Here is a 25620-nt window from a genome sequence, read left to right as displayed (position 1 = left end):
ACCGTACACCCCAGCCAGCCGCAGGGGTTTCGGCCTGGGCGCGCCCGCCATTGTCCTCGATCGGGAGGCGCGGTCACGGGAGCCGCCGTGACGCCCTGTCGAGCTGTATCCGGAGCAGGGCGCGGAGCCGCTTGGTCTGGAAGCTCTTCGCCACCGCGCGCACCTGGCCGATCCATGCGCCGAGCCGCGAGCCGTCTGCCTCTTCAAGCCGATCGAGCTCGTTCAGCACCCCGGAGATGTACCCTTCATTGGCCAGCTCAAGGAGCCGCGCCAGCTCCTGGGCCGGTGGGGGCGTGAGCATGCAAATCTCCGCCTCGGTCATGGTGGGAAGGGCCACGGCCATGCCCGGTCCCGCTCGGCGTATCCACTCGAGCTGGAGCGTGGCTCGGAGCAGCTCTAGCAGCGCGCCGGCCTGCACCGGCTTGGGCAGAAAGTCGTCGCATCCGGCGCTGAGGCTCGTTTGCCGCGCGGCCTCCGAGATGCTGGCGGACGAGGCGATGATCGCGGCTCGGACGAGCTCGGGCCGTTGCCGCAAGCGCCGTGTCGCCTCGTACCCGTCCGTGCCCGGCATGGCCAGGTCCATCACAATCACGTCCGGTGTTCGCTCGACGGCCAGCGCGAGCGCCCGCTCGCCGCTGTCGGCCTCCAGCAGCTCGAAGCCCAGCGGCTGGAGCAGCTCGCGCAAGAGCGCACGGTTCTCGGCCTTGTCGTCCACGACGAGAATCGTGCGGCGCTTGCCCTCATACCCGAGGATCGCCTCCCACGACAGCCCCGCGCGCCCCTTCGCCGCCGTCACCTCGAGCAGGCAGAGAGTCACCGTGAACACGGTGCCTTGGCCGAGCTGGCTTTTGACCTCGATGCTGCCGCCCATCCGCTCGACCAGCTCCCTGGTAATGGTGAGCCCAAGGCCCGTGCCCTCCGCATACCGCTTCTCGTCGCCGACCTGCTCGAAGGGCTCAAAGATGCACGAAAGGTGCTCGGGGGCAATGCCGGGGCCGGTGTCCTCGACCTGGAAGCGCACCGTGCGCCTTTGGTCCTCCGACGGGTCCAGCACCTCCACGCGCAACACCACCCCGCCCTGCTCGGTGAACTTGATGGCATTGCCCAGCAGGTTGAGCAGCAGCTGCATCAGCCGCTTCTCGTCGGCGCGCACCTCCAGCCGCTCGGGGCCGATAGGCTCGTAGGCGAACGAAAGGCCCTTCTGCGCGGCGCGCACCCGGCAGAGGCTGGCCACGGTCCGAAGCAGCGCGGGCAGGTCGACCGCGGTCGGGTGCAGGTCCAGCTTGCCGGCCTCGATCTTGGCCAGATCGAGCACGTCATTGATGAGGCTGAGCAGGTGCGTGCCGGCGGTGTGAATGATGCGGGCCGCGTCGGCGGCTTTCGCAGGCAGCTCGGGCAGCTTGCCGAGCACCTGCGCATAGCCGAGGATGCTGTTGAGCGGCGTGCGCAGCTCGTGGCTCATGCTCGACAAGAAATCGCTTTTGGCGCGGTTGGCATTATCAGCCGACTCCTTGGCGGCCATGAGCTCGGCCGTGCGCTGTGCGACCTCGCGCGCGAGCCGCTCGTTGTAGGCGGAGATCTCGGTATAAAACGTCGCGTTCTCCACGGCCGTCGCCGCGAGCGCGCCGAGCAGCGTGACCAGCTCGACGCGCGCTTCGGGAAAGGCGTCCTTCACGCTCGGATGCTCCAGGTACATCACCCCTGACAGGCGGCCCTGGTGCAGCAGCGGCACGGCCAGCACCGAGCTGGGCCGGTGGGCGAGCAGGTAGAGGTCCTCGTTGAAGCGGCTGTCGGCCGCGGCCTGCCCGAGCAGCACCGGCTCCTTGCCGCGCGCGACGTACTGCACCAGCGTGGCCGGCAGCCGCGTCGAGCCGGCGACGGGCTCGTGCAGCGAAAGCTCCAGTTGCTGAGGGTTGGCGGTGAGCTGGGCGGCGATGACGAGCTCGCCGCCTTGCACAAGGGCGAGCACGGCGCGCTCGGCGCCGGAGTACTCGGCGAGCAGGCGGAGCATGCGGCCGACGAGCGAGCCGAGGTTTCGGTCGCCGGAGAGCGCCTGCGCGGCGCGCAGCGCGGAGGCGATGTCCAGGTACGCGTTGAGCGTGCGGTTGGTGATGGTCGTGCTCGTCGGCAGGGACGCCCCGTCCGGCAGCTCGCCGGGCGCGCCGTCCGCAAGGGCCGCGCGGCCCGAGGTCGCGATGCTGTCCGGGTAGCGCAGGGCGAGCTGCGCGGCGGCTGCGCGCGCCCCCCAGCGCAGGTAGGCGTCGTGTGAGGCCGTGAGATAGGCCCGGCCGAGGGCGCGGTGCCCGCGGGCAAGGCGATGCTCGCCGGCGAGGCGCAGGCCGAGCGCTTCCGTGTTGACCAGGCCGTCGTCGCGGGCCTGCTCAATGGCACGGTCGTACAGCCGCCCGGCCTCCTCGTGCTCTCCCCGGGCGCGGGCGAGGCCCGCCTCCATCAGCAGGCGCATGGCCTCGAAGGTCTCGGGGCAGCTCTGGGCCCAGAGGGTGAGGCGCGCGCCGTGGAAGGCCAGCCGGTCCTCCAGCAGCGCACGCCGCTCGGCGGCGGCGGTGGGGAGGGCATGCGCTCCGGCCACGCAGAGCGTGAACGTGAAGGCAAGGAGCAGGGCGCCGCCCCACGTTATCTGCCAGTCCGGCTCGACGGCGAGGACCGCCTCGACCGCCCACGCGTCGGCGCCGAGGTGGAGCCCGGTAAAGCCCGCCATCGCGCCGGCCGTGAAGATTGTCGGTTTCGCGTCCCGCGCGAGCCGCGCGATTTCCTCGAGCGTCTGCTCAATGCCGTGTGCGGCTGGAGCCTGTGAAAGCGCGGCGGCCGAGCGGGCGAGGATGTTCCGACTGTCCATGGCTGCGAGATCGCGGTAGACCATGCGGTCGAGGTCGCGCGTGACGCGATCAAGGTCGGCTCCGGCGATCAGCTGGAACGTCGCCCCGCAGACCTCGCTGTAGGCCTCGTAAACCAGGTCGCGCTCCTCGGCGGCGGTGCGCCTGGCGCGCGCGAACAGTTCCCCCACCTTCGAAGGCGACGTCCAGTACTGGGAAGCCAGTGTGGCGGTCAAGAGCGCGGTGGCGCGCGAAACATCGTACTGATCAATGAGCGCCAGCATGGCCTCCATCAGCTGGCGCCCCAAAGGCAGCTTCTCCAGGGCGTACGAAAGGAGCAAAGCCGTGCTCGCGCACCCCGCGAACGAGCTCTTCGTCAGCCCGTGCCGCAGGGTCTCCAGCACGATCATCGGCCGGCAGCACCAGCTCAGTGAGGGCATCCCGAAGACGGCGCAGGTCGCCAGCACGTCCAGGATGCTGCACCGCAGCGCGTGGGCGCGGTCGGTGCTCCTCGGCAGCGCCTTCCAGTCCTCGACGGTCATGCGCGTGAGGGCGGGCTCGAGCTCGGTGATGAGCGCGTGTTAATGGCCACCCCGATCCGCAGATTTCTGCCCCTCACATCGTGACGCCTGGGGGCGGGCGCGGGCGGCCGGGAAGTTCGCCCCGGCGAGGCGCGGCGGTAGAGATCACGCCCAAGCGGCGCGCCGGAAAGAAGAAGGCCCTGGGTAGCGACCAGGGCCTTCCGGGGATCGGCGACAGACCGATGTTCGGCCTGTCTCGCACGACCCAGCCGCCAAGGGCAACTTCCCGGCGCGCTGGCCCGGGGACTCGTGCAAGACAGCTTCCGGCTCGCCCGCTGTGGGTGCTGCGCCGAGATGTTCTTCGTCTGCGGCCGATGTGATCGAGGGCAGGTCTACTGCGGCAGCGGCTGCCGCGCCGCGGCTCGCCAGCGGGCTCTGCGCGCGGCTCGGCTGCGTCACCAGCGCTCCGCTGAGGGGCGGCTCGATCACCGGGATCACCAGCGTGCCTACCGCGTCCGACGGGGCCGGCGCGTGATGGATACGGGTTCCGACAACTTGCCCGCATCCGCCAGCGTGTGCCCGCGGACCGGCGCGCCGACGTCGACAGACGACGTGGCCGCCGCCGGCCCGCGGGAGTCAAGGAATGGACGAACTCGTGATGACGATCTCCGCGACAGCGCGGGAGACGCGGGTGCTGCTGACGCAGGGGCCCGACGAGGTGATGAAGGCCCGGCTGCGGTCGGTGGCCACACCGGCGCATCGGTTCGCCGGGCCGATGCTGTGCGAATCGATGGCGCTCTGGCACGACCAGAGGGTCCGTGCTGTCGTTTCTGCGGAGTCCGAGGACATCTTGTTCGCGCTGGGTTTGTGCGACGGCCTCGGCGTCGCGCGCGCGACGCTGCACTACATCGTCGAGCCTCTCTTCATGGACGCCCCGCCCCGCCGCGGGCAACGCCTGCCGGGACTCGGTAACTTCCGTGGCGAGCATCGCCTTCGCAGGAGCCTCGGTCGATGACGATCGACCAGGCCAAGGAGGCGGAGGTTCGCCGCCTACACTTCGCCGAGCACTGGAAGGTCGGCACCATCGCGACGCAGCTCGGTCTGCACCACGACACCGTCGAGCGCGTGCTCGGCCTCGGCAAGGGGGCGCGCTCGCGGCCCGTCGTTCGCGACGCGGATGCCGCGGTGAGCGAGGTGCCTTTGCCGCTGCGCGGCTACGAGGCCTTCGTGATCGAGACGCTGACACAGTATCCCCGGCTCCGCGCCACGCGCCTGTACGACATGCTGGTCGAGCGCGGCTACGAGGGCAGTATGCGCACGGTGCGACGGCATGTCCGGCTCGTGCGCCCGGCGCCCAAGAGCGAGGCGTTCCTCCGCGTCGAGCCGCTCATCGCCGAGCAGGCCCAGATCGACTGGGCCTACGTCGGCAAGCTGCGCGTCGCGGGCGGCACGCGCCAGCTCTGGGCCTTCGTCATGGTCCTGTCGTACTCGCGCGCGATCTGGGGCGAGCTCGTGCTCGACCTGTCCGCGAGCTCGCTCCGCCGCTCGCTCGTGCGCGCGTGCCGCTACTTCGGCGGCGCTACGAGACAATGGCTGTTCGACAACCCCAAGACCGTCGTCCTCGAGCGCCACGGCGACGCCGTGCGCTTCCACCCGGACCTGCTCGCGGTCGCCGGTCAGCTCCGCGTCGCGCCGCGGCTCTGCGCCGTGCGGAAACCGCAGCACAAGGGCAAGGTCGAGCGGGCGATTCGCTTCCTGCGCGACCGCTTCTTCGCCGCGCGCACGATGCGTGATCTCGATCGCGGCAACGCCGAGCTGCTCGTCTTCCTCGACGAGATTGCCAACGTGCGCTCGCACCCCCGATGGCCTGAGCGGCGCATCGACCAGGTGCTCGCGGAGGAGAGGACGAGGCTGCTCGCGTTGCCCGACCCGCTGCCGGAGACGGATCTCGTCCAGCCCGTGCCCGTCGACAAGACCGCCTTCGTCCACTTCGACGGAAACCGCTACTCGGCGCCGTCGCTCCACCACGGCAAGACGCTGACGCTCGTGGCCAGTGACACGACCGTGCAGCTGTTGGACGGCGGCACCGAGGTTGCGCGGCACGTGCGCTGCTGGGGACGACGCCAGGTCATCGAGGCGCCCGAGCACCGTGCCGAGCTGCTCGACCACAAGCGCGCCGCGCGCGAGGCCAAGGGGCGCGAGCGGCTCGGTGCCGCGATCCCCGGCTTCGAGATCCTGCAAGAGCGCTGGGTGGAGGCCGGTCGCAACGTCGGCTTCATGACCGCCAAGGCCCTGCGCCTTCTGGACCTGTACGGCGTCGAGATCCTCGGCGCTGCGGCGCGCGAGGCCATCGCCCGCGGCACCCACGATCCCGGTGCCCTCGCCGTGCTCTGCGAGGAGCGTCGCCGCGCCGCCGAGGGCCCTGTCCCCATCGACATCGATCTCGGAGCCCACGTCCCCGATCGCGACGTGATTCCCCACGACCTGGAGTCCTACGATGCCCAACGATGACGTCGCAGATCTGATTCACTCCCTCGGCGTACGCGTGTCGCGCGAGGCGCTGCTCGCGCTCATCGCGCATGCGACCACGGCGCGCTTGTCGCCGGTGCAGACGTTCGAGGAGCTCGCCGCCATCGCCCGCCGCGAGCGCGCCGAGCGCAACCTCGCCGCGCGCGCCAAGGCGGCGACCCTCGGCACCTTCAAGCCCCTCGAGCGCTTCGACTGGAACCACCCGCGCACGATCCAGCGTGAGCTCGTCGAGGAGCTGATGACCCTCGACTTCGTCGCCAAGGGGCACAACGTCCTGCTCCGAGGTCCGAGCGGCGTCGGCAAGACCATGCTCGCCCAAAACCTCGGCATGGTCGCCCTCCAGCGCGGCTACACCGTGCGCTTTACGACGCTGTCGGCCGCGCTCGCGGATCTGCTCAAGCAGGAGTCGCTGCCGGCCCTCGAGCGACGGCTGCGAAAGTACACTGCCCCGTCGCTGCTGATCCTGGACGAAATCGGCTACCTGCCGTGCAGCCGTCAGTCCGCCGATCTGCTCTACAACCTCATCAGCCGCAGGCACGAGAGCCGATCGCTCGTGCTGACGACGAACCTGCCATTCAAGCAGTGGAGCACGGTCTTTCCGGGCGCGGCGTGCGTCTCGGCGCTGATCGACCGCTTCGTCCAGCACTGCCACATCCTCGACATCGATGCTGACTCGTGGCGGCAGAAGGAGTCGTTGGCCATGAGCGAGGCGCGCTCCAAGCCGACGGCAGAGGCCGCCGCGCCGCCTGCCCCGGCGGCAGCGAAGAGGCGCTGACCCGGGCGACGCCGGGTGCGATTTCCGCGGCGCCCGGGGGTCAGATTTCCGCGGGCGCCACGGTCACTTTTCTGCGGACGTGAGGGTCACGATTCCGCGGATCCTCGTGGCCAGATTCCTGCGGATCTCCGAGGCCATCTACAAGCGCGCCGAACAGCGCCCGCTGCTCCTCCGGGGTCCTCGGCAGCGGGCGCCCGAGCCACGCCATCGCCTCGAGGCCGAGCTCGATGCCCTGCGCGAAGCGGCCGTCGACCTGAAGATATGCGATAAAGATGCTGACCACGCGCGCGCGAGAGAGCGGATCCGGCGCTCGCGCGAGGCAGCGCAGGAAGAGCCGCTCTCCCTCGTCGACCTGCGCCGCGAGCCAGAGCGCCTCGGCCAGGGCCAGGTGCACCTCGAAGGTCGTCTCCGGGGCCTCGGTCCACCCCTCCTCGCCGAGCAGCGACGCGGCCGTCCCGAGGAACGCCACAGCCTGCGCGTCGGCCGCGCTGGCCCTGGCCCGCTGCCCGGCGTGCAGGTTCTGCTCCGAAAGGTCGCGCTTTTCCTGGGCATCCGTCAGCCGCTCGGCGGCCCGGTTGCGGTGGTAGAGCGTCGCGAACAGCTCCCCGCCGGTGCACGCGACGCCGTAACGTGCCCGCAGCGCTCGGCCGATCGATAGGTGCAGCGAGAGCCGCTCCTCTGCCGTGAGCGCCTCGTAGGCGGTCTGCTGCACCCGGTCGTGCACGAAGGCGTAGGTCTCCTGCGCCTGCTCGCCCTCGTGCATCACGAGCCCCTCGCGCACCGCCTCCGCCAAGAGGGCGCTGACCGTCTGCGCCTGCTGCCCCAAGAGATGCGCCAAAAGCTCCCCGTCGAACCGGTCGCCCACGCACGCCGCGGTCTCGAGCGCGCGCTGCAGCGCGGGCGACAGCCGCTCGAGCCTGCGGGTCAAGATCGAGACGACGTTGTCCGTGATCCCCGCCCGCTCGATCGCCTCCCGCTCCCAGCGCCACCGCCCCGTCTCCGCATCGCGCACGAGCAGCTTCCGCTCGTGCAAGAGCTGTAGAAACTGCCCGACGAAGAACGGGCTGCCGTCGGTCTTGTCCTTGATCCGCCGCGAAAGCTCCTCCACCTCGGCCCCGGGCCGATCGAGCATGTCGGCCACCATCGCCGTGACTGCGTCCGCGCCGAGCGGCGAAAGCGCGATCCGTCCGGTCACGGCGCCCGGAGCTGCGGAGGCCGAAAGCAGCGCGTTCAGTGGGTGCTCGGGGCCCACCGCCTCGTCCCGATAAGCCACCACGACCAGCAGGTGCTGGTCCCCTGGCTCCTTCAGCAGCTCGCCCAAGAGCGAAAGCGACGCCGCATCCGCCCACTGGAGATCATCGATGAACAGCAAAAGCGGCTGCTCGGCCGTGGCCAGCGTCCGCACGAAGCGCAGCACCGTCGTCTGGAAGCGGAGCTTCGCCTGCATCGGCCCCAGCTCCACCAGCGGCTTGGGCTCGCCCAGGATGTGCACCAGCTCGGGCATGAGCTCGACCAGGATCTGCCCATCCGGCCCCGCGGCCTCCTGAAAGGCCTGCCTCCAGCGCTCGAGCACCTCGGCCGGGTCCGCCAGCCGTCGCCGCACCACCGACCGCAGCGCCTGCGCCAGCGCGGCGTACGGCGTGCTGCGCTGGAGCTGGTCGAACTTGCCGGCGGCGAAGAGGCCCCGCCGCGCGCGCACCTCGCCCTGCAGTGCCTGGACCAGCGCCGACTTGCCCACGCCCGACGGCCCCGCCACCAGCGCCAGCACCGTCGCGCCGCCGCACGCCTCGTCGAGCAGCGCCGCGAGCGCGGCGCTCTCGCGCTCCCGACCGAACAGGCGTGAGGGCGCGCGGACCCGATCGTCCCAATCGCGTTTCGCCAGCGGAAACGGCGCCACGGTCCCCGTCTCGACCCAGGCCCGCGCCGCCCGCTCCAGATCCCAGGCCGCGCCGCTCGCGGTCTGGTAGCGGTCCTCGGGGCTCTTGGCCATCAGCTTGAGCACGATCGCGCTCACGGCCTCGGGGATGCGGAGCTCGGGCGCGCGCTCGTGCGGGGGCACGGGCGCCCGGGCGATGTGCGCGTGGATCAGCTCCAGCGCGTCGGTCGCCTCGAAGGGCAGCGCGCCGGTCAGCATCTGGTAGAGCGTGGCGCCCAGCGCATACAGGTCCGCCCGGGCGTCCGGCGCTCGGTTCATTCGCCCCGTCTGCTCGGGCGCCATATACGCCAATGTCCCGGAGACCGCCTCCAGCGACGTCTGCGCGGCGAGCTGGGGCGTCCAAAACGTCGCGAGCCCGAAGTCGATCAAGCAGGTGCGCGTCCGCTCGGCGTTGACCAGCACGTTCTGCGGCTTGATATCGCGGTGGAGGATGCCTCGCCGGTGCACCTCGCCCAGGCTGCGCGAAAGCGCGGCGCCGAGGCGCAGCGCGACCCCGACGGGCAGCGGGCCCTGCTCGAGCACGCGAGCGAGCAAGGTGCCATCCCAGTGCTCCAGCACGAGCGCCGGCTTCCGATCGTGCTCTTCGAGGCCCAACGCCCGGATGATCCCGGGGACATCGAGCGCGCGCAGCACGGCGTGCTCATGCTTGAGCTCCTCCCGCGCGCGCGGGCTCGGCGGCTCGCCATGCGGCAGTTTGAGCACCACCTTGCCGCCGGTCGTGGCGTGGGTGGCTCGCACGATGCACATGTCCGCTCCGGAGTGCACGACCTCGCCGAGAACGTACTTCATGGGGAACGATTCTCGATCATGACCTGACGAGCGTCATGCTCCATCGTGTACGAGCTCGCTCGCGCCAAAGCGCTCGATGGGCTCGCCCGCACCTGACAGATCCCCTCGCTTTCTACGGCATTTTCGTCGATTCGCGCGCCGCAGGCATGATGCTCCCATCGATCGCCGACGTGGGCCAATCGTCCACATTGGGTCACGAATTTCTAGGGCTCCGGGTGAGTCGACGACGGACACGTGCGAATTTCTGGTCGCTGGTCGGAATCGTATCCGTAGGAGGCAATCGGCGGGTTCGGAGGAGCGGCCCTCAGCGCGTTGTTGGTGTCGCGCATCCGCGCGAGCAACTCAATCACCAGATCGATGAGGTCGCAGACGGGCCCTTCTGCCGCGAGTTGCTCGAGCTTGCGCCGTACGTCGCGGAGGTCGTCCGCGAGCTGGGTTTTCGATGGGGCCGTGGGAGTCACAGGCCATTGGACATAACCATTGTCGAAGGGGCCAACCAAGCAGCCGGGCTCGCTCGGCTTGACCTGCTCGGTCCTCTGGACCGGCCGCCAGCGCTTGCGCCGCACCGCGCCTGACAGGAGGTGCGAGAATGCAGGGGCAGGCGGCCGTCATGCGCCCGCGGTCCCTGCGTCGCTCGCCATCAAGGATCTCGCGCAGGCGAAGGCGTCGCGCATACCAGCGACGGAGTGCGCGAAGAACCTGTCCTCCGCGCGCTCGCCGTCCCTGTAGACGACGAGCTTGACCGGGCCCGTCTCCGCGCCCCATTCGATGTCGATCGTGTACCGGCTCTTCCCTTTCTTCACGAGTCGGCGGGTGATGCGCCGCTCCTGCGCCTTGAAGTCGGGACACCAGCCGTCGTAGGTGACCCCGATCCCGTCGTGGTCCTCGGGAGAGAAGGCCGGATCCTGCATCGCCTCGACGGCGGTACGGTAGAGCGGATCGTTCGCGCGAAAGTCCGCGAGCCACGCATCGAACCGCTTCCGCTCATCCTCCTGGGCCTTGCGCCTCGCCTGCTCCTGCTCGGAGATCCACTCGCTCTGGAGGACGAGCTTCAGGCCATCGCGCCGGAACGTCAGCATCGCGGCGATCGGCGTCTCGGCTGCGTCGCCTCTGGCCTCGCCGTCGGGTGCCGACTGGTAACAGACGATCGTCCCGTCGGCGTTGAAGGCCGGCGGGCGCCGATCGGCGTCAACCGGCACGGGCGCCTCGATCTCGGGCCATCCCGACATCGGGTCCGAGAAGTCGATTCGGGTGCGCCTCGACGAACAGGAAAGGGAACCAGTCGAAGTTCCTCTGAACGACGGCGATGGGGTCGGTCGACGCGGTCCTGTAGACCTCGCCCTGCGCGTAGTCCCAGGTGCCACGTCCGGTCGAGAAGCTCGACACCACGAGCCTGTACTTCCCCGTGGGGCTCGAGATCTCGCGGCGCGAGCCCTCCCGCTCGTTCTCCGGTCGGAAGAACGCCGCCTTCTCGGGCGCGCGTGCCGCTGATTCGTCCGTCATGTCTCCTCCGTGCCCACGGCCTCGTCCGGCTGCGCAGCGCCGAGGGTAGCAGAGGCACGCTCGAGCCGTCCCGGAGACAGCCATAACGTGCGTCTGGCCAGCTCGATGGCGATGGGATCTGCTGGCACGTCGCAGCCGGGAGCTGCGGCCACGTCCGATGCGCACCCCGGGCGCCGAGCCCTTCGCTGTACCGGTCGCGCGACTGACACAGTGCTTTCGTGCGGCGCGTCCCCTGTGCCTTCACCGGCGAACACCGCCTCCTTATGCTCCGGTCCATCCCCGACCGGAGCGATCTGCGATGACCGAGCTGCTGCCCCTCCTGACCTATTGCTTCGTGATGTCGAGCACCCCTGGGCCGAACAACATGATTCTGACCGCCTCGGGCGCCAACTTCGGCTACCGCGGATCGCTGCCGCATCTCCTGGGCATCAGCGTGGGCGGCGGGGTCCAGACCTTCTTCGCCTGCCTGGGCCTGGGCGCGCTGTTCGCCGCCTACCCGGCGCTGCACGGCGTGCTGCGTGTGACCGGCGCGCTGTACCTGCTGGTGCTGGCGTGGAAGCTGACCGGCGGCGCCGCGGTCAAGGGCGCCGAGGTGCCGCGGCCGCTGTCGTTCGCGCAGGGGGCGCTGTTCCAGGCCGTCAACCCGAAGAGCTGGGTCAAGGCGATCACGGTGGCCTCGGTGTTCATGCCGGCGGGCATGGGCGTGGCGAGCGGCGCCCTGCTCGTGTCCGTCGTAAGCCTCGCCATCACCTTTCCGTGCACCTCGGCGTGGGCGCTGTTCGGCGTGGCGATCCGGCGATTTCTGACCGATCCGCGACGGCACCGGCTGTTCAATGGCATCATGGCCGGCGCGCTGGCGGTGCTGGCGCTCCTGTTCCTGCGTTGACCCATGTTCTCGCTCGACCGCGACTCCGCCGTTCCCCTGGCCGACCAGATCGAGGCGCGGCTGCGCGCGCTGATCGAGGGCGCGCAGCTGCCGCCCGGCGCGCGGCTGACGTCGATCCGCCAGCTGGCGGGTCAGCTCGGCGTGAGCCCCAACACCGTGGTGACGGCCTACGATCGGCTGGTGGCGGCCGGGCTGCTCGAGTCGCGCGGCACGGCCGGGTTCTTCGTGTGCGAGGCGGCCTCGGCCGTGCCGAGCGAGGCGTGGCTCGAGGCCGGCGAGGAGCAGGAGCCGGTGTGGCTGGCGCAGCAGTCCAACGACCAGCGCGCCGGCGTGCTGCTGGCCAGCAGCGGCGCGCTGCCGGCGAGCTGGCTGAGCGACGCCATCCCTGCGACGGTGCTCCAGCGCGCGCTCGCCCGCAACGACGCCGGCATGGCGGCGCGCTGTCCGCCGCAGGGGCTGCCCGAGCTACGGGAGCGCATCGCGATGCTGATGCGCTCCCAGGGCATCGCGGCCGACGCGGGCCGCGTGCTCACGACCTGGGGCGGCACGCATGCGATCGACCTGATCTGCCGGGGCTACCTCCAGCCAGGCGACGCGGTGCTGGTGGAAGACCCGGGCTATTTCCTGCTGTTCGGCCGCCTGCGGCAGGCGGGTTACCGCCTCGTCCCGGTGGCGCGAAGGCCGGACGGCGTGGATCTGGGGGCGCTGGAAGCTGCGTGCCGCGAGCACCGGCCCAGGCTGATGTTCCTCCAGAGCGTGCTGCACAACCCGACCGGCTGGGGTTCGAGCGCCGCCAACCTGCACCGCGTGCTGACGATCGCGCACCAGCACGGTGTCCTCATCGCCGAGGACGACGTGCACGGCCACTTCCACCCCGGGCATCCCACGCGGCTGGCGCAGCTCTCGGGGCTGGACGGGGTCATCTATTACTCCAGCTTCTGCAAGGCGCTGAGCCCGGCGCTGCGCCTCGGCTACATCGCGGCCGAGCCAGGGCGGCTGAAGCCGCTCTTGCGCGAGAAGATCTATTCGGTGCTGACGAGCGGCGCGCTGAACGAGCTCGTGCTCCTGGAGGTGCTGTCGGCCGGCAGGTGGCGCAAGCACATCGATCGGCTGCAGCAGAAGCTCGGCGCGGCCCGGAACGCAGCGGCGCGCCGGCTGCGCGACGCCGGCGTGCTGCTCGACCACCCGGGTGAAGGCGGGCTGTTCCTCTGGGGCGCGGCGCCGCGCGGGGTGGACGTCGACGAGCTGGTGCAGGACGCGTACCTCAACAAGATCCTGCTGGCCCGCGGGGCGACGTTCATGGCGGATGGTGCGGGGGATCCGCATATCCGGTTCAATGTGGTGTTCAGCCAGAATGTGCGGGTGGCGGAGTACCTGGCGCAGCGGTTTGCGGCCGTGGCGAGCGCGCGGGGGGCGATGGCGAGAGCGGTAGTGGGGGTATAACGGGCATAGGTGTTGACCAAGCTCGTTCGGTGGCCGAAGCCCGCACCGCTCCACCCCACCATCGGTCACCAACGTACGTCTACCATCGGTCGTCGCCATCGTCGTTGGCTTGTCCCCTGGCGGGCTTGTCTACGATCCGATCACGGGCACGACGGCGAGCGTCCCGCTCACGCCCGGCGAGGCGGCCCGTGGTTGGGAGTTCGCCTATACCGCGCTCACGCTCCTGCCGGACGGGCGGGTATTACGCACGGGCGGCAGCGACGACGACAGCACCCTCAAGGAGGCCGTGCTCTACGATCCTGCCACGAACACGTGGTCCAGCGCAGGGTCGATGTCGGTGACCCGCTACCTGCATACGGCGACGCTGCTCCAGGACGGGCGCGTGCTCGTCGTCGGCGGCTACACGCTGAACGGCAACGAGATGCCCCAGGGCCGCACCAGCGTGGAGATCTACGATCCGGCCACGGGCGCCTGGACGGCGGCGGCGCCGACGAACCTGCCCCGCATGCAGCACACGGCCACGCTGCTGCCGAGCGGGCGCGTGCTGGTGGTCGGCGGCGGCGGCAGGATCTACGGCGGCACCGAGGAGGAGATCGAGGTCCTCGTCGATGCCGGCGAGACCGCCGAGATCTACGATCCCGCGAGCGACACGTGGACGTTGACCGCGCCGCCGAACTTCCTCCACACGTGGGCGTCCGCCGTCGCGCCCATGTCCCACGGCCGCGTGATGGCCGTCGGCAGCGACGGCGCCGAGATCTACAAGGAGGCGAACGGCAGCTGGACCCCGATCGACGAGCCGATCCAGAGGGGCTTCCACACCGCGACGACGCTGCAAGACGGCTCGGTCCTCATCACGGGCGGGTATGACGCGACGTACTTCAGCAATCCGCCAACCCTCGCGAGCGTGGAACGCTACGGGGGCTGCAAGAAGAAGCATTGATGCGCACGCGCCGCCGCGCGCTGCTCGCCCTCGCGCGAGGAGCGAGGCGGCCTATCTCACGCCTCGCGCTCGCGCCCGTCGCGGCCGTGCCAGCAGGAGACCTCCAGCCTGTCCCCTAGCGGGATCTCCACCGATCCGTAGCCGCTGCCCGCGCCACGCACGTACTCCAGGTACGGCCGCAGGTCATCCGGCGCGATGTCGAGATCGTCCGCGACGATGAGCGCGCCCCTCCGCAACCGGGGCTCGAGCATCCGGAGCACCGGCAAATAAAGGTTCTTCCATCCGTCCAGCAGAACCAGATCGATCGGCCCCTCCACGTCCCGCAGCGTCACCAGCGCGTCTCCCTCGCGGATCTCGACGAGATCGCCGAGCCCGCTCTCATCGAGGTTCAGGCGCGCTCGCCGCACCTTCTCCGGGTGCAGCTCGCTGCCGATCACCCGCCCGCCGCCGCCATCGCGGATGGCCGCGGCCAGGAACACCGTCGAGATCCCGAACGACGTGCCGAACTCCACCACCGTGCGCGCTCGCGCCGCGAAGGCGAGCAGGTGGAGCAGCCGCCCGACCTCGCGGGAGACCGGCAGATACGCGTCGGCGAGCGTGTGGGCGAGCGTCTCGGGGTCGGGGCTCGGGCCGCGGCGCTCCCAGTCGGCGCGGACGCGGGCGATGATGCCCGGATCGCCGCTGTCGGCGTCCTGGAAGAGGCGGTCGAGGGTCCTTTGAACGCGCGGCGAATCGAGCGTAGTGCTCATGATGGCAAATCTCCTCCGGGCAGGCACAGGCGACGGCTCCCCTGCCCTCGCGGCTGCCCTGTTCGACACCGAACCTGCGCCCGAACAGACATGACTTCCAGTGCATGTACGGTAAGTTATTGCTGCGTCCCATGCACTCCATCGATCTGAACCTGCTCCTCGCGCTCGACGTGCTGCTCGAGGAGGAGAGCGTCCTCCTGGCCGCGAAGCGGATGCACCTCAGCCCCTCGGCGATGAGCCGCACGCTCGCGCGCGTCCGCGAGGCCGTGGGCGACCCGATCCTCGTGCGCGCCGGCCGGCGGCTCGTGCCCACGCCGCGCGCCGCGGAGCTGCGCCCGCGCGTGCGCGCGGTGGTCGCCTCGGCCAGCGCGGTCCTCCGCGAGCGGGGCGCGCTCGACGTCGCCGCGCTCACCCGCAGCTTCGCCGTCCGGACCAGCGACGGCATGCTCGGGCTCGTCGGCGCCCCGCTCCTCGACGCGCTGAGGGCCGAGGCCCCGGGCGTCACCGTCCGCTTCCTCCCCGAGGGCGACGAGGACGTCGCCGCGCTCCGGGAGGGCCGGATCGATCTCGACCTCGGCATCATCGGCGACATGGGCCCGGAGATCCGCGTGCAGGCGCTCGTCAAGGACCGCTTCGTCGGCGTGGTGCGCCGCGGCAGCCCGCTCGCGTCCGGCAAGGTGACGCTGGAGCGGTTCGTCGAGCACGCCCACCTCGGCGTCTCCAGGCTGGGCAAGACCTGGGGCCCCATCGACGAGGCCCTCAAGAAGAAAGGGCTCGCCCGGACCACCGCGGCCGTGGCGTCGGGCCATTACGCGGCGCTGTGCCTCCTCGCCAGCTCCGACCTCGTCGGCGCGTTCCCGTCGAAATGGCTCGCGCACGCCGCCCCGCGCTTCGATCTCGTCACGTTCCCGCTGCCCGTGACCACGCCGGCCATCACCATCTCGCAGGCGTGGCACCCCCGCTTCGACGCCGACCCGGCGCACCGGTGGCTGCGCGACCGGCTCCGCCGCGTCTGCCGGTCGCTCGCGGAGCTCGGGGCGTAGCCGCGCCCGGTCCAGCGGCGCCGCTTCGGGGCGTGTGAACGTCGATCACGGCGACCCGTGAGCGAGCAGCGCTGTGGCGTGAAGACGGCTCCCTTCGACACATGAAAAGATGCTGAGATCACGCGACTTTTCCAGAAGAGCCGGATCGCGGTTGTCACGGTGTCCTCTCACCCCGAGGCAGGCCCGGCAGTTGGGACTTGACGCCTCCGAGCGGTTGGATTTCCTTCTCGCCCACCAGCGTCATTACGTGGACATCGCCCAACGATGTCCACGCCGAGCGCGTCCTCAGTAGGATGCGAGCTCGAACACGAGGACAGCGATGAACTTGCGAATGCTAACGTCTCCCGTCGCATCGGCATGGTTTGCGGTCACGGTGATCGCCTGCGCGCCCAGCAACCAAGGCACCCAGGTCGGCTCGCCCGATCCGGCGAGCTCCACGAACCCGGCCGGCAGCGCCGCTCCGGCCAGCACCGCGAGCCCGAGCGCCGCGGCCCAGACGCCCGCCCCGGCGGAGCCCGCGCCCCTCGGTCCGCCGCTCAAGCCCGCTGCCAAGGGAGCGTTCGCCACGGGGGAGTATCGCAACCTGTTCGCCGAGCTGGGACACAAGCCCGCCGAGATCGACGCGAAGATCGCGAAGGCCTACGAGCAGCTGTTCCACGGCGATCCCAAGGAGCAGGCCGTCCTGTTCCCGGCGGGAAAGAACGCGAACGGCCCCAAGGCGTACATCATGGACATCGGCAACAACGACGTCCGCTCCGAGGGGATGTCGTACGGCATGATGATCGCCGTGCAGGTCGATCGCAAAGACGACTTCGACGCCCTGTGGAACTGGGCCAAGTCCCACATGTACCACGCGGATCCGAAGCACCCCGGCTTCGGCTACTTCTCGTGGCAGATGCGCCCGGACGGCACGGCCATGGATGAGAATCCCGCCCCCGACGCGGAGGAGTATTTCGCCACGGCGCTCTTGTTCGCGTCGAACCGCTGGGGGAACGGCAAGGGGATCTACGACTACAAGAAGGAAGCCTTCAGCATCCTCGACGCGATGAAGAACCGGAAGCCGATCACCGGGCCGGTCAACAAGGACAAGCGCAAGACGACGGTGCACTCGCTCTTCAACACCGAGCACAAGATGGTGCGGTTCACGCCCGACGCGGACAACTTCGCGAAGAACGGCGATCACACCGATCCGTCGTATCACCTGCCGGCGTTCTACGACCTCTGGGCGGCCTGGGGCCCCGAGGCCGACCGCGCGTTCTGGGCCGAGGCGGCCAAGGTGAGCCGCGATTACTTCGTCAAGACGACCCATCCGAAGACCGGGCTCGCTCCGGATTACGCCAACTTCGATGGCACCCCCAAGGGCGCCTCGTGGGACGCGGGGACCGCCAACTTCCGTCAGGACGCGTTCCGCACCGCGATGAACTGGTCGGTGGACGCGGCGTGGTGGGCGAAGGATCCGCGGCAGACCGAGCTGAGCGATCGCCTCCTCGCGTTCTTCGAGGCGCAGGGCCCCAAGTACAAGGGCAACTTCACCCTCGAGGGCAAGCCCACCGTCGACTACGACTCGCTCGGGCTCGTGGCGGCGAACGCCGTCGCGGCGCTTGCCGCTACCCATCCGCGGGCCTGGCGCTTCGTCGAAGAGCTGTATCAGCGCGAGGCGCCTACCGGCAAGTGGCGGTACTACGACGGCATGCTGTACACGATGTCGCTGCTGCACCTGAGCGGGAAATTCCGCATCATCACGCCGCAGGCGCAGGCCGCGGCGCCGGCTGCCGCTCCTGCTGCCGGGAAGACGGCCGCGGCGCCGGCTGCCGCTCCTGCTGCTGGGAAGGCGCCGGCCGCGGCGCCTGCTGCCGCTGCGAAGAAGTAGCTCGGCAGGCGTGGGGGCGCTCGGATCACTTCGGTGATCGCGGGCGCCCGACGCCGACTCCCCTCGCAAGGCCCGTCCCGCCCGGAGGTAGCGTTCCCGGACCTGCACCGCGTCGCAGCGTGGCTGGCCTGCGCCCGCCGGATCACCGCGCGACGCCGCGGAGCTCCAGCTCGCCTCCCGGCGAGCGCGCCGCGACCACGGTGATCGTCGCAGAAGCCGACGGCCCGAACAGCTCGAACGCCGAGAGCCCGGGGACCTCGGCCGCCGGCGCCGAGAGATCGGCCGGCCTCCGCCGCAAGGACGCATTGCCGTCCGCAGGCCGCTCCACCCACTCGATGAGCTCGCCGCGGACCTCGGGAAGCACGTACGGCCGGCCCGACTGCTCGATGCTCGCGGCCAGGGCGTCGCCGTCCGCAGGCGCGGTGATGTCCCCGATCCGCAGATCGAACTGCTCGAACTTGGGCTCCGGATGAAACGGCGCCCATTCGAGATAAGCCACCACCCTCTCTCCGGCGCCGAGCATCGGGAAGGACTGTTTGCCTTCCCGGGAGCGCGGGATAGCGCGCCTCGTGCGCCGGTCATAGACCACGATGTCCGCGAGATCCCGCGCGTCCTCGTCGAAGCGGCCGTCGGGATCCTCGGAGAAGTCAGCGAAGGCGACGTGCGTCGCCGAGATGTCCGGGAAACGCTGCTGCCCCGGACCGGACGCGATCTGGACCGCCTCCGCCTGGCCGATCTCGTACAGGAACACGTCCGTGTCGCCGCTCTCGTCCGCGGTCAGCCAGCCCGTCAGCACGACGGCGTTTCCCTCCACGCGCGGCTCGCCCGCGTGATCGAACGGGCCGCGGATCGTCTGCGTCTGGCCACCCCGGCGCACGCGCACCACGCGTGCTCCCTGGTCCGTCGCCTCCCAGACCACGACGTCGCCGGCGAGCGCAGGCCGGCGCGGCGTCTCGGCGGCCGGCGCGAGGAGGAGCTCTTCGCCCGTACCGAGATCACGCAGCCTCAGGGCGCCGCTCACGTCGCCGGCCTCGCGCGGCGCGACGTAGGCCAGCAAGCAGCCGTCGATCGCGTAGGGGGGAGCTCCGGGCGCCTGCGGGGCGCCTGTATCGACGCTCGAGGCGAAGACGGCGACGCCGTCGGCCGCGGAGGCATCACACGCGGCGGGCGAGGGCGGCGCGGCGGGGGCGCCGCCTCCGCCGTCCGGCAGGAGCGCCGGCGATCCGTCGACGGCCGCAGGCGAGCAGCCCGCGACGAGCAGCGCGAGCGCGAACCGCCCGCTCCATCCACGGCGCGAGCTCGGTCCTCGATGGCAGGGGCGCGGGGAGATCGGAAAGACCGCTTCTCCTGCCGCGCGGCCCTGTCGGTGCTCCTCCTCGCGCCTCGATGTGTTCAGTGCTCCGGAACCGCTGCCCTTCATAAAGAGTCCTCCACTGCTGCGTTTGCTTGCCTCTCTGTCAGCGGCACCTTCACGAGGGGATTCACTCCGCTTTCCTCTGCGATCCGGAGGGAGCGCGCATGCCGAGGCGCGCCATGCGCTTCTTCAGACCGTGGCGCGTGATGCCGAGCCGCTCGGCCGCGCGGCTGATGTTCCCGCCGGTCTCCGCGAGCGCGCGCCGGATCGGCTCGCGCTCGTCGTCCTCGGCCAGCGCGTGGCGCGCCTCGCCCGGGTTTCCCCGCCCCGCCGCCGGCGGCGGGACGGGTCCGGCCATCGGCGGCCGGGCCGGTGACGCGGGGCGCTCGGCGGCGTCGGGCGTCCGGCGCGCGCTCGCCCGCAGCGCGCTCGCCCGCATCCCTCGCGGGAGGTGCTCCAGCTCGATGCGGCGCACGCCCAGCGCGGCCAGGCGCTGGACCAGGTGCGCGAGCTCCCGCACGTTGCCGGGCCACGCGTAGGCATCGAGCGCCGCGAGCGCGCGCGGCGCGATCTCGATGGGGGCGCCCGTCCGACCCAGATACCCGGCGAGCAGCAGCGGCACGTCGCCCTCCCGGTCGCGGAGCGGCGGCAGGTGGATCTCGATGGCGTTCACCCGGAAGAGCAGGTCCTGCCGGAACGCCCGCTCGGCGACCGCCTGCGCGAGATCCCGGTTCGTGGCCGCGACGATCCGCACGTCGAACGGCCGCTCGTCGTCGCTGCCCACCGGGCGATAGCGCCGTGACTCCAGCGCCCGCAGCAGCACCGCCTGCCGCGCGAGCGGCAGCTCCCCCAGCTCGTCGAGGAAGAGCGTGCCGCCCTCGGCCCGGGCGAGCAGGCCGGGGCGCGCGCGCTCGGCCCCCGTGAACGAGGCCCGCGCGTGGCCGAAGAGCTCCGCCTCGAAGAGCGCGTCGGGTACGGCGCCGCAGTTGATCGCGACGAGCTCGCGCGAACGGCGCGGGCCGAGATCGTGGAGCGCGCGGGCGAAGAGCTCCTTGCCCGTGCCGGTCTCGCCCGCGAGGAGCACGGGCAGATCGCTGTCGATGGCCGCGTCGAGGCGCGCGAGCGCCCGGCCCAGCGCGGCGCTCTGGCCCAGGATGTCGGGGAAGCTCCTCCGCGGCTGGGCCGCGGGCACGACGGTCGTGTCGGCGCGCCGGAGATCGGGCGCGGGCTCCGCGAGCGAGGCGAGGCAGGGAGGCGCCGGGCCTTCGCGGCGGGGCTCTTCCGGCGCGCCGGGGCGGGCGAAGAGCCGCAGGAAGAGCCCCGCGAGCGACGCCCAGCGAGCGGCCCGCGCCTCCGTGACGGCGTCGAAGCACGCCGGGCGGAACCGGTGCTCGACCACGATGAGCGCGCGCGGAGGCCCGGGGAGCGCCGGACCTGGCGACGCCGCGCTCGCCGCCAGGGCGCGCCCGCCCATCGAGGCGTGGTCTGCGCCGACGCGCAGCACGAGCCGCGAGCCGCGGCCGCCCGGCGTCTCCACGTCGCGCTGGTAGTGGACGGGCGCGGCCTGGCTCAGCGCGAGCTGCGCCAGGTCGGGCTGGATGCGCCGCGCCGCCTCGGCGATCTCCAGCCCGTCGAGGTCGGCGCCCCAGGCCGCGACCACCCGCCCCTGCTCGTCGACCACGGCGAGCAGCGCGCGCTCGGCCCCCGACTGCTGCACGAGGGCGCGCGCGAGCCCGACCGCGGCCTCCGCGGCGCCGTCCGCGGTCGCCACCGACGCGAGCCACGCCCAGAGCGCGCCGTCGCCGTCCTCTCCGCTCGCCGCCGCCGTCATGCCTGGGCCAGCATACGCGCCGCCCGCCGCCGGTGCGCCCTGCGCCGCCGCCGGTGCCCCCTGCGCCGCCGCCGGTGCCCCCTGCGCCGCCGCCAGTGCCCCCTGCGCCCCATGCGCGCCGCCCCGCGCCGTCGCCGCGGCCGGCGCCCGCCGTGCGCCGGGCCGCGCCGAGCGCAGCACGTCGAGCGCCTGCGCCTCCACCTCCGCGAGCATCGCCGCGCGCGCCCGCCGCGCGGCCCGGATCGCCCCCCGCGCCGCCCGCCGGGGCTCCGCCGGCAGCCTGGTGAGGTACGCCTGCGCCTCCGCCACCTGGGCCCGCGCGTCCACCAGCGGGTCGCTCGCCCGCACGCCCGGGTCCAGCGCCGCGAGCGCCGCGAGCGCCCGCCGCCCGTCGCCGTCGAGCAACGCCACGTTCGCCCGCGCGATCACCAGATCGGCCTGGATCGCCGCAGGGAGCGACGCCGCGAGCGCCCACGCCTCCTCGATGCAGCGCTCCGCCGCGCGCGCGTCGCCGCGGCGCACCTCGATGTCCGCGCGCGCCGACAGGCACCAGCCGCGCCCCGCCACCTGCCCCAGCGACCGCGCGAGGCGCATCGCCTCGTCGAGCGCGCCGAAGGCCTCCTCGTAGCGCGACGCCTTCCCGAGCGCGATCCCGAGGTTCATCAGGCACGAGCGCATGCCGGCGCGGTCCCCGAGGGTCCGCTTGACCGCGAGCGACGCCTCGAACGTCCGCACCGCGCCGTCCACCTGGCCGCGGTACAGGGCGACGATGCCCGCGTTGTGGTGGATCCGCGCCACCTCTTCCACGTCGTCCACGCGCTCGCCTTCCACGTCGTCCACGCGCTCGCCCGCCGAGGGCAGCTTCGCCTGCGCCCCCGCGAGCCACGCCTCCGCCTCGCCCCAGTCGGCGCGCATCAGCGCCACGAGCCCCAGCGTCGACAGCGCGAACGCCTCGGCCGCCCCGCCGCCGAGCCTCCGCGCCGCCGCGAGCGCCGCGAGCGCCTGCTCCTTCGCCGCCGTCGCGTCCCCATCCCGCGCGCGCTTCTCCGCGCGCCGCCGCAGCGCGAGCACGAGCACCCGCTCGTCGCGCTGCGCCGCCTCGTCGAGCCACGCCACGACCTGCGGGTGCGCCGCGCCCACGCCCGCGTCGCGCGTCAGCCGCTCGAGCCTGCAGAGGAGCGCCGGGGTCCTCCGGTCCGCGTCCTCGCCGAGCGCGAGCAGCGCCTCGATCTCCTCCGACCGCAGCCCGGCCTCGCGCGCCTGCGCCGCGGCCCGCTCGTGGAGCTGCGCGCGCCGGGCCTTCGTGCACGGCGCCGCCGCCGCCGAGAGGAGCGCCGACGCAGGCGCGCCGGGATCCGCGAGCAGCGCCGCGGCGACCTCCTCGGCGACCTCCGGCGTGGCGAGCGCCGCGGCGAGATCCCTCGCCAGGGCGGGAGCGGACAGCGTGGTGAGCGCGCCGGTCGCCGCCTCCCGCCTCGCGATCAGCGCGCCCGCGAGCAGCTCGCCGAGGGCTCGCTCGCCGGAGGCGCGCGGCCGCCCGCCGCCCCGCGCGTCCGCCCGGCCGCCGCGCCCGAACCCGAGAGAGCAGCGCGTCTCGGGCAGGGCGCCGCCCGCGATCGCGATCGCGGCGAGCGTCGCGCAGGCGTCGGCCGACAGCCCGCGCACGCGCTCGATCGCCGTGTCCTTCGTGAGCGGCACGCGGCCGAGCGACGCGAAGAGCCACCCCGGGTTCTTCCCCGACGCCACGGCGGCCGCTCGCACGCTCGCCTCGTCGTCCACGCCGAGCGCGCGGCACAGCGCGCCGAAGCTCGCGTCGCTGAGCGGCCCGAGCGCCACGCACGCCGCGCCCTCGGGCGCGCTCCGGGCCGTCGCGACCACCTCGATCGCCGCGCCGCCGGGCGCCGCCGGCCGGCACCGGTACGCGTCGAGCGCGGCGCGGAGCTCGGCCGGGGCCTGGTCCAGGTCGTCCAGCAAGAGCAGGAGCGGGGGCCCGCCGCCGGGCGGCGTCACGAACGGCGGCGCCCGCTCGGCGCCCCGGAAGAACGCGATGAGCCGCAGCAGGAGCGGGTCGGCCTCGCGCGGGAACGCCACGTACCGGGCGCTCCGCCCGGCGAGCAGCGCCCGCGTCACGAGCTCGCGCCCGAGGTGGCTCTTGCCGGCGCCGCTCGGCCCCGTGACGTAGCGCACGCGGCCTGACGGTGACGGCGCCTGCTGCAGCGCCTCGAGCTCGCGCTCCCGCCCGATGGGCGCGGGCGGCGCCCCCACGGCGATGCCCGCCTCCGCGGCCGCGACGCCGAGCTGCCGGAGCACCTCGCGGGCCTCGGCAGGGCGGTCTCGCGGGTGCAGCGCGAGCAGCGCCTCGACCACCTCGGCCACGCTCGGCTGGACCCACGACGCGGCGTCGCGCAGCGGGCGCCGCGCGCGAAAGGGCCCGGGCGGGCGGCCCGCGGCCGAGCACCACGCGAGCGCCCCCAGGCTGTAGAGGTCGGACGCGGCCGACGGCGCGCCCCCGGCGAGCAGCTCGGGCGCGGCGAAAGCCGAGGTGAACGCGACGGCGCCGCCCGGCGCGCGCGCCCTCGACACCGCCGCCCCGAGGTCGAGGAGCACGGCCTCGGCGCCGCCCCCGCCGAGGGGCCGCATCCGGACGTGCGCCGGCTTGAGATCGCTGTGCACGAACCCCGCGTCGTGCAGGGCGGCGAGCGTCCTCGCGACGCCGGCGAGCACGCCCGCGAGCCGCGCCGGGCGCTCGCCGGCCGGGGCCCCCTGCACCCACGCCGCGGCGTCGTCGCCGGCCACGTACTCCTCGACGAGGAAGGGCGCTCCCGTCCGCTCGTCCCGCCCGAGATCGTGCGCCCGCACCACGCCGGGGACGCGCAGGCGCGCGAGCAGCGCGAACTCGCCGAGCAGGGTGTCCTCGCGGAAGGCGCCCTGACGGAACACCTTCGCGACGAGCTCGCGCCCCCGCGCCTCGCGGTCGATCACGCGCCCCACGACGCCCTGCGCCCCCTGCCCGAGGATCTCGCCGGGCTCGTACCGAGCATGGGCCACGAAGGGCTCGCGCCGCGGGGCGTGCATGGCGGAGAGGTTACTCGCGCGCGGCGCTCGCCGTCGCTCCGGCGGCGATGCGGGCGAGCAGGGGCTCGCCGTACGCGGGCTCGCCGAGGAGCGAGAGCGCGCGGCGGAGGCGCGGCTCGGCGAAGCGCCCGAGATCGTCGAAGTGGCGCGCGGCGTCGCCGGCGAGGGACGGATCTGCGAGCCGCCTCGCCGCGCCGACGTCCGCTGCCTCCATCTCGGGCGAGAGCACCTCGACGCGGAGCATCATGACGCGCACGACATCGGCAGGCGTGGGAGCGATGGTGATCGGGATCGAGGCGTCGGTCCACGCCTCCGGAGCGAGGTAGAGCACCCGGACGCCGGGCGTCCGGAACCACTGGCGCTTCCAGGTGTTCACCATGGCGACGGCCTCGTCGTGGTACAGGCCGGTCGCGTCGAGGGCGTCGATCATGCTCGCGCCGAGCGACTCGACGAACTCGTCGAGGGGCGGCGCTCCGTCGAGCGAGGGGGCGCGCTCGACGAGCGTGCCGCCCGTGGCGATGCCCTGGGGGTGCGCGACGAACGCCCCCGTCGAGGCGCCGACGTTGAGGACGAAGACGGCGCCGATCGCCTCGTCGAGGGTGTTCTCGGCGGAGATCGCCCCGCCGGTGCCGGCCGTCACGCGGACGGGCAGGTCGAAGTTGCCGAGCCCTCGATAGAACAGGAAGCGCTCGTGCTGGGGCGCCTCCGTCGCGCCGGGCACGCCTGCGACGCGGAGCGGGTTGGCGCCGACCTGGCGCGCGTGAGCCCACGTGAACCGATCGAGCGGCGCCTCGGGCAGAGGGACGTCGCTGTCGCGCCCGAGGATCTCGAACGTACTCCACTGGAGGAGGCCGTTCGCGTTCAGGCCGTACATCTCCGAGCACATCGGCGAGCCAAAGGGGAACTCGGGGTCGAACGCCGGGTCCGCGTACGTCGTCACGCCAGCAACGGTGTTGGGCGCGATGATGGGCGGGTAAAACTCGCGGACGGCGGGGTACCACTGCGTGAAGATCCCTTTGCGGAACGCTATCTGGACGTGCGCGGTGAGCGGCTCCTCGGCGTAGAAGTAAGTTACCGGCGTCTCCATCTTCACGTTGACGCTCGTCGAGATCGAGCCATCGAGCGTGCCGGCTTCGAGCCGGTCATAGACGAAGGCGGGGAGGTCCTCCTCTTCGTGGTGCAGCCCCGGTTGAAGCGAGCCGTCGGAGCCGACGACCACGGTGTCGGTGCCCCATTCGTGGACGATGAAACCCTTGCCGGGGTACGCGAGATCCGGCGCCGGAGGCACAGCGGGCGCGGCCTGCTGGTCGGCGGGGACCTCATCGTGAGGCGCTGGACCGGGCGGATCGGCCGGCGCGTCGCCGGTCGAGCTGCCGCCGTCGGACGTTCCGGCGCACGCGGCGATCAGGGTGGCGAGGAGAATGGGAAGCGTGAGGCGGTGGGATGTCGGTTCGGTTACCATGGTAAGGTCTCCTGCCAGCCCCTGAAGCAGCTCTCGGGCCATCGCGCCAAGTCATTGAATTTCAATGGATTGTGCGCATC

The 25620-nt window shown here is 72.2% G+C and carries 16 protein-coding genes; 8 read left to right on the top strand and 8 right to left on the bottom strand.

What is annotated here, in order from left to right; genetic code table 11:
• Positions 1 to 73: 73 nt before the first annotated feature.
• Positions 74 to 3376 (bottom strand): ATP-binding protein, encoded by a 3303-nt coding sequence (locus WME73_RS18025; RefSeq protein ID WP_437916472.1) that lies wholly within the window; start codon positions 3374 to 3376, stop codon positions 74 to 76.
• A 622-nt stretch (positions 3377 to 3998) separates the two neighbouring features.
• Between WME73_RS18025 and WME73_RS18020 the strand changes: the two genes are divergently transcribed.
• Genes WME73_RS18020 through istB form a run of 3 tightly spaced genes read left to right on the top strand, consistent with a single transcriptional unit; the run spans position 3999 to position 6659 of the window.
• Positions 3999 to 4370, top strand: a complete 372-nt coding sequence (locus WME73_RS18020; RefSeq protein ID WP_437741866.1) for a hypothetical protein — start codon at positions 3999 to 4001, stop codon at positions 4368 to 4370.
• On the top strand, positions 4367 to 5866 hold the full coding sequence (gene istA / locus WME73_RS18015) for an IS21 family transposase (RefSeq protein WP_437741865.1): 1500 nt from the start codon (positions 4367 to 4369) through the stop codon (positions 5864 to 5866). The genes WME73_RS18020 and istA overlap by 4 nt, the downstream gene beginning before the upstream one ends.
• Positions 5853 to 6659: an IS21-like element helper ATPase IstB gene (gene istB / locus WME73_RS18010; RefSeq protein ID WP_437741864.1), complete on the top strand. Its 807-nt coding sequence runs from the start codon at positions 5853 to 5855 to the stop codon at positions 6657 to 6659. The genes istA and istB overlap by 14 nt, the downstream gene beginning before the upstream one ends.
• 40 nt (positions 6660 to 6699) lie before the next feature.
• Here istB and WME73_RS18005 read toward each other — a convergent pair whose 3' ends face one another.
• The 3 genes from WME73_RS18005 to WME73_RS17995 form a co-directional block, all read right to left on the bottom strand.
• Positions 6700 to 9384 (bottom strand): ATP-binding protein, encoded by a 2685-nt coding sequence (locus WME73_RS18005; protein WP_437916471.1) that lies wholly within the window; start codon positions 9382 to 9384, stop codon positions 6700 to 6702.
• A gap of 608 nt (positions 9385 to 9992) precedes the next feature.
• Complete coding sequence (locus tag WME73_RS18000; protein WP_437916470.1) at positions 9993 to 10583, bottom strand: hypothetical protein; 591 nt, start codon at positions 10581 to 10583, stop codon at positions 9993 to 9995.
• The gene (locus tag WME73_RS17995; RefSeq protein ID WP_437916469.1) at positions 10573 to 10887 is read right to left on the bottom strand and encodes a hypothetical protein; all 315 of its coding nucleotides are present in this window, start codon (positions 10885 to 10887) and stop codon (positions 10573 to 10575) included. Before WME73_RS17995 ends, WME73_RS18000 begins: the two co-directional genes overlap by 11 nt.
• Before the next feature lie 298 nt (positions 10888 to 11185).
• On the opposite strand from WME73_RS17995, the gene WME73_RS17990 reads away from it, so the two are divergent.
• The 3 genes from WME73_RS17990 (at position 11186) to WME73_RS17980 (ending at position 14156) form a co-directional block, all read left to right on the top strand.
• Positions 11186 to 11773: a LysE family translocator gene (locus tag WME73_RS17990; protein ID WP_437916468.1), complete on the top strand. Its 588-nt coding sequence runs from the start codon at positions 11186 to 11188 to the stop codon at positions 11771 to 11773.
• Between the two features lie 3 nt (positions 11774 to 11776).
• A complete protein-coding gene (locus WME73_RS17985) occupies positions 11777 to 13216 on the top strand; it encodes a PLP-dependent aminotransferase family protein (protein WP_437916467.1) in 1440 nt (479 codons plus the stop codon).
• 109 nt (positions 13217 to 13325) lie between these two features.
• Positions 13326 to 14156 (top strand): Kelch repeat-containing protein, encoded by an 831-nt coding sequence (locus WME73_RS17980; RefSeq protein WP_437916466.1) that lies wholly within the window; start codon positions 13326 to 13328, stop codon positions 14154 to 14156.
• 56 nt (positions 14157 to 14212) lie between these two features.
• On the opposite strand, the gene WME73_RS17975 is transcribed toward WME73_RS17980, so the two are convergent.
• Positions 14213 to 14905 (bottom strand): O-methyltransferase, encoded by a 693-nt coding sequence (locus tag WME73_RS17975; protein ID WP_437746666.1) that lies wholly within the window; start codon positions 14903 to 14905, stop codon positions 14213 to 14215.
• A gap of 131 nt (positions 14906 to 15036) precedes the next feature.
• Here WME73_RS17975 and WME73_RS17970 point away from each other — a divergent pair, with 131 nt between their 5' ends.
• Positions 15037 to 15948, top strand: a complete 912-nt coding sequence (locus WME73_RS17970) for a LysR family transcriptional regulator (RefSeq protein ID WP_437746665.1) — start codon at positions 15037 to 15039, stop codon at positions 15946 to 15948.
• A 331-nt stretch (positions 15949 to 16279) separates the two neighbouring features.
• On the top strand, positions 16280 to 17818 hold the full coding sequence (locus WME73_RS17965; protein WP_437916465.1) for a glycosyl hydrolase family 8: 1539 nt from the start codon (positions 16280 to 16282) through the stop codon (positions 17816 to 17818).
• Positions 17819 to 17960: 142 nt separating this feature from the next.
• Here the strand turns inward: WME73_RS17965 and WME73_RS17960 are convergent, their stop codons facing one another.
• The 3 genes from WME73_RS17960 to WME73_RS17950 all read right to left on the bottom strand — a co-directional run bounded on the left by WME73_RS17960 (position 17961) and on the right by WME73_RS17950 (position 25540).
• A complete protein-coding gene (locus WME73_RS17960) occupies positions 17961 to 19238 on the bottom strand; it encodes a hypothetical protein (RefSeq protein WP_437916464.1) in 1278 nt (425 codons plus the stop codon).
• 61 nt (positions 19239 to 19299) lie between these two features.
• Complete coding sequence (locus WME73_RS17955; RefSeq protein WP_437916463.1) at positions 19300 to 24078, bottom strand: sigma 54-interacting transcriptional regulator; 4779 nt, start codon at positions 24076 to 24078, stop codon at positions 19300 to 19302.
• Positions 24079 to 24088: 10 nt separating this feature from the next.
• Positions 24089 to 25540: a hypothetical protein gene (locus WME73_RS17950; protein ID WP_437916462.1), complete on the bottom strand. Its 1452-nt coding sequence runs from the start codon at positions 25538 to 25540 to the stop codon at positions 24089 to 24091.
• Between the last annotated feature and the right edge of the window lie 80 nt (positions 25541 to 25620).

The organism is Sorangium sp. So ce302, assembly GCF_051530145.1.
Taxonomy (GTDB): Bacteria; Myxococcota_A; Polyangia; order Polyangiales; family Polyangiaceae; genus Sorangium; species Sorangium cellulosum_B.
The sequence above is the reverse complement of the archived record's forward strand: the minus strand, read 5'-3'. Positions and strand labels throughout refer to the sequence as shown.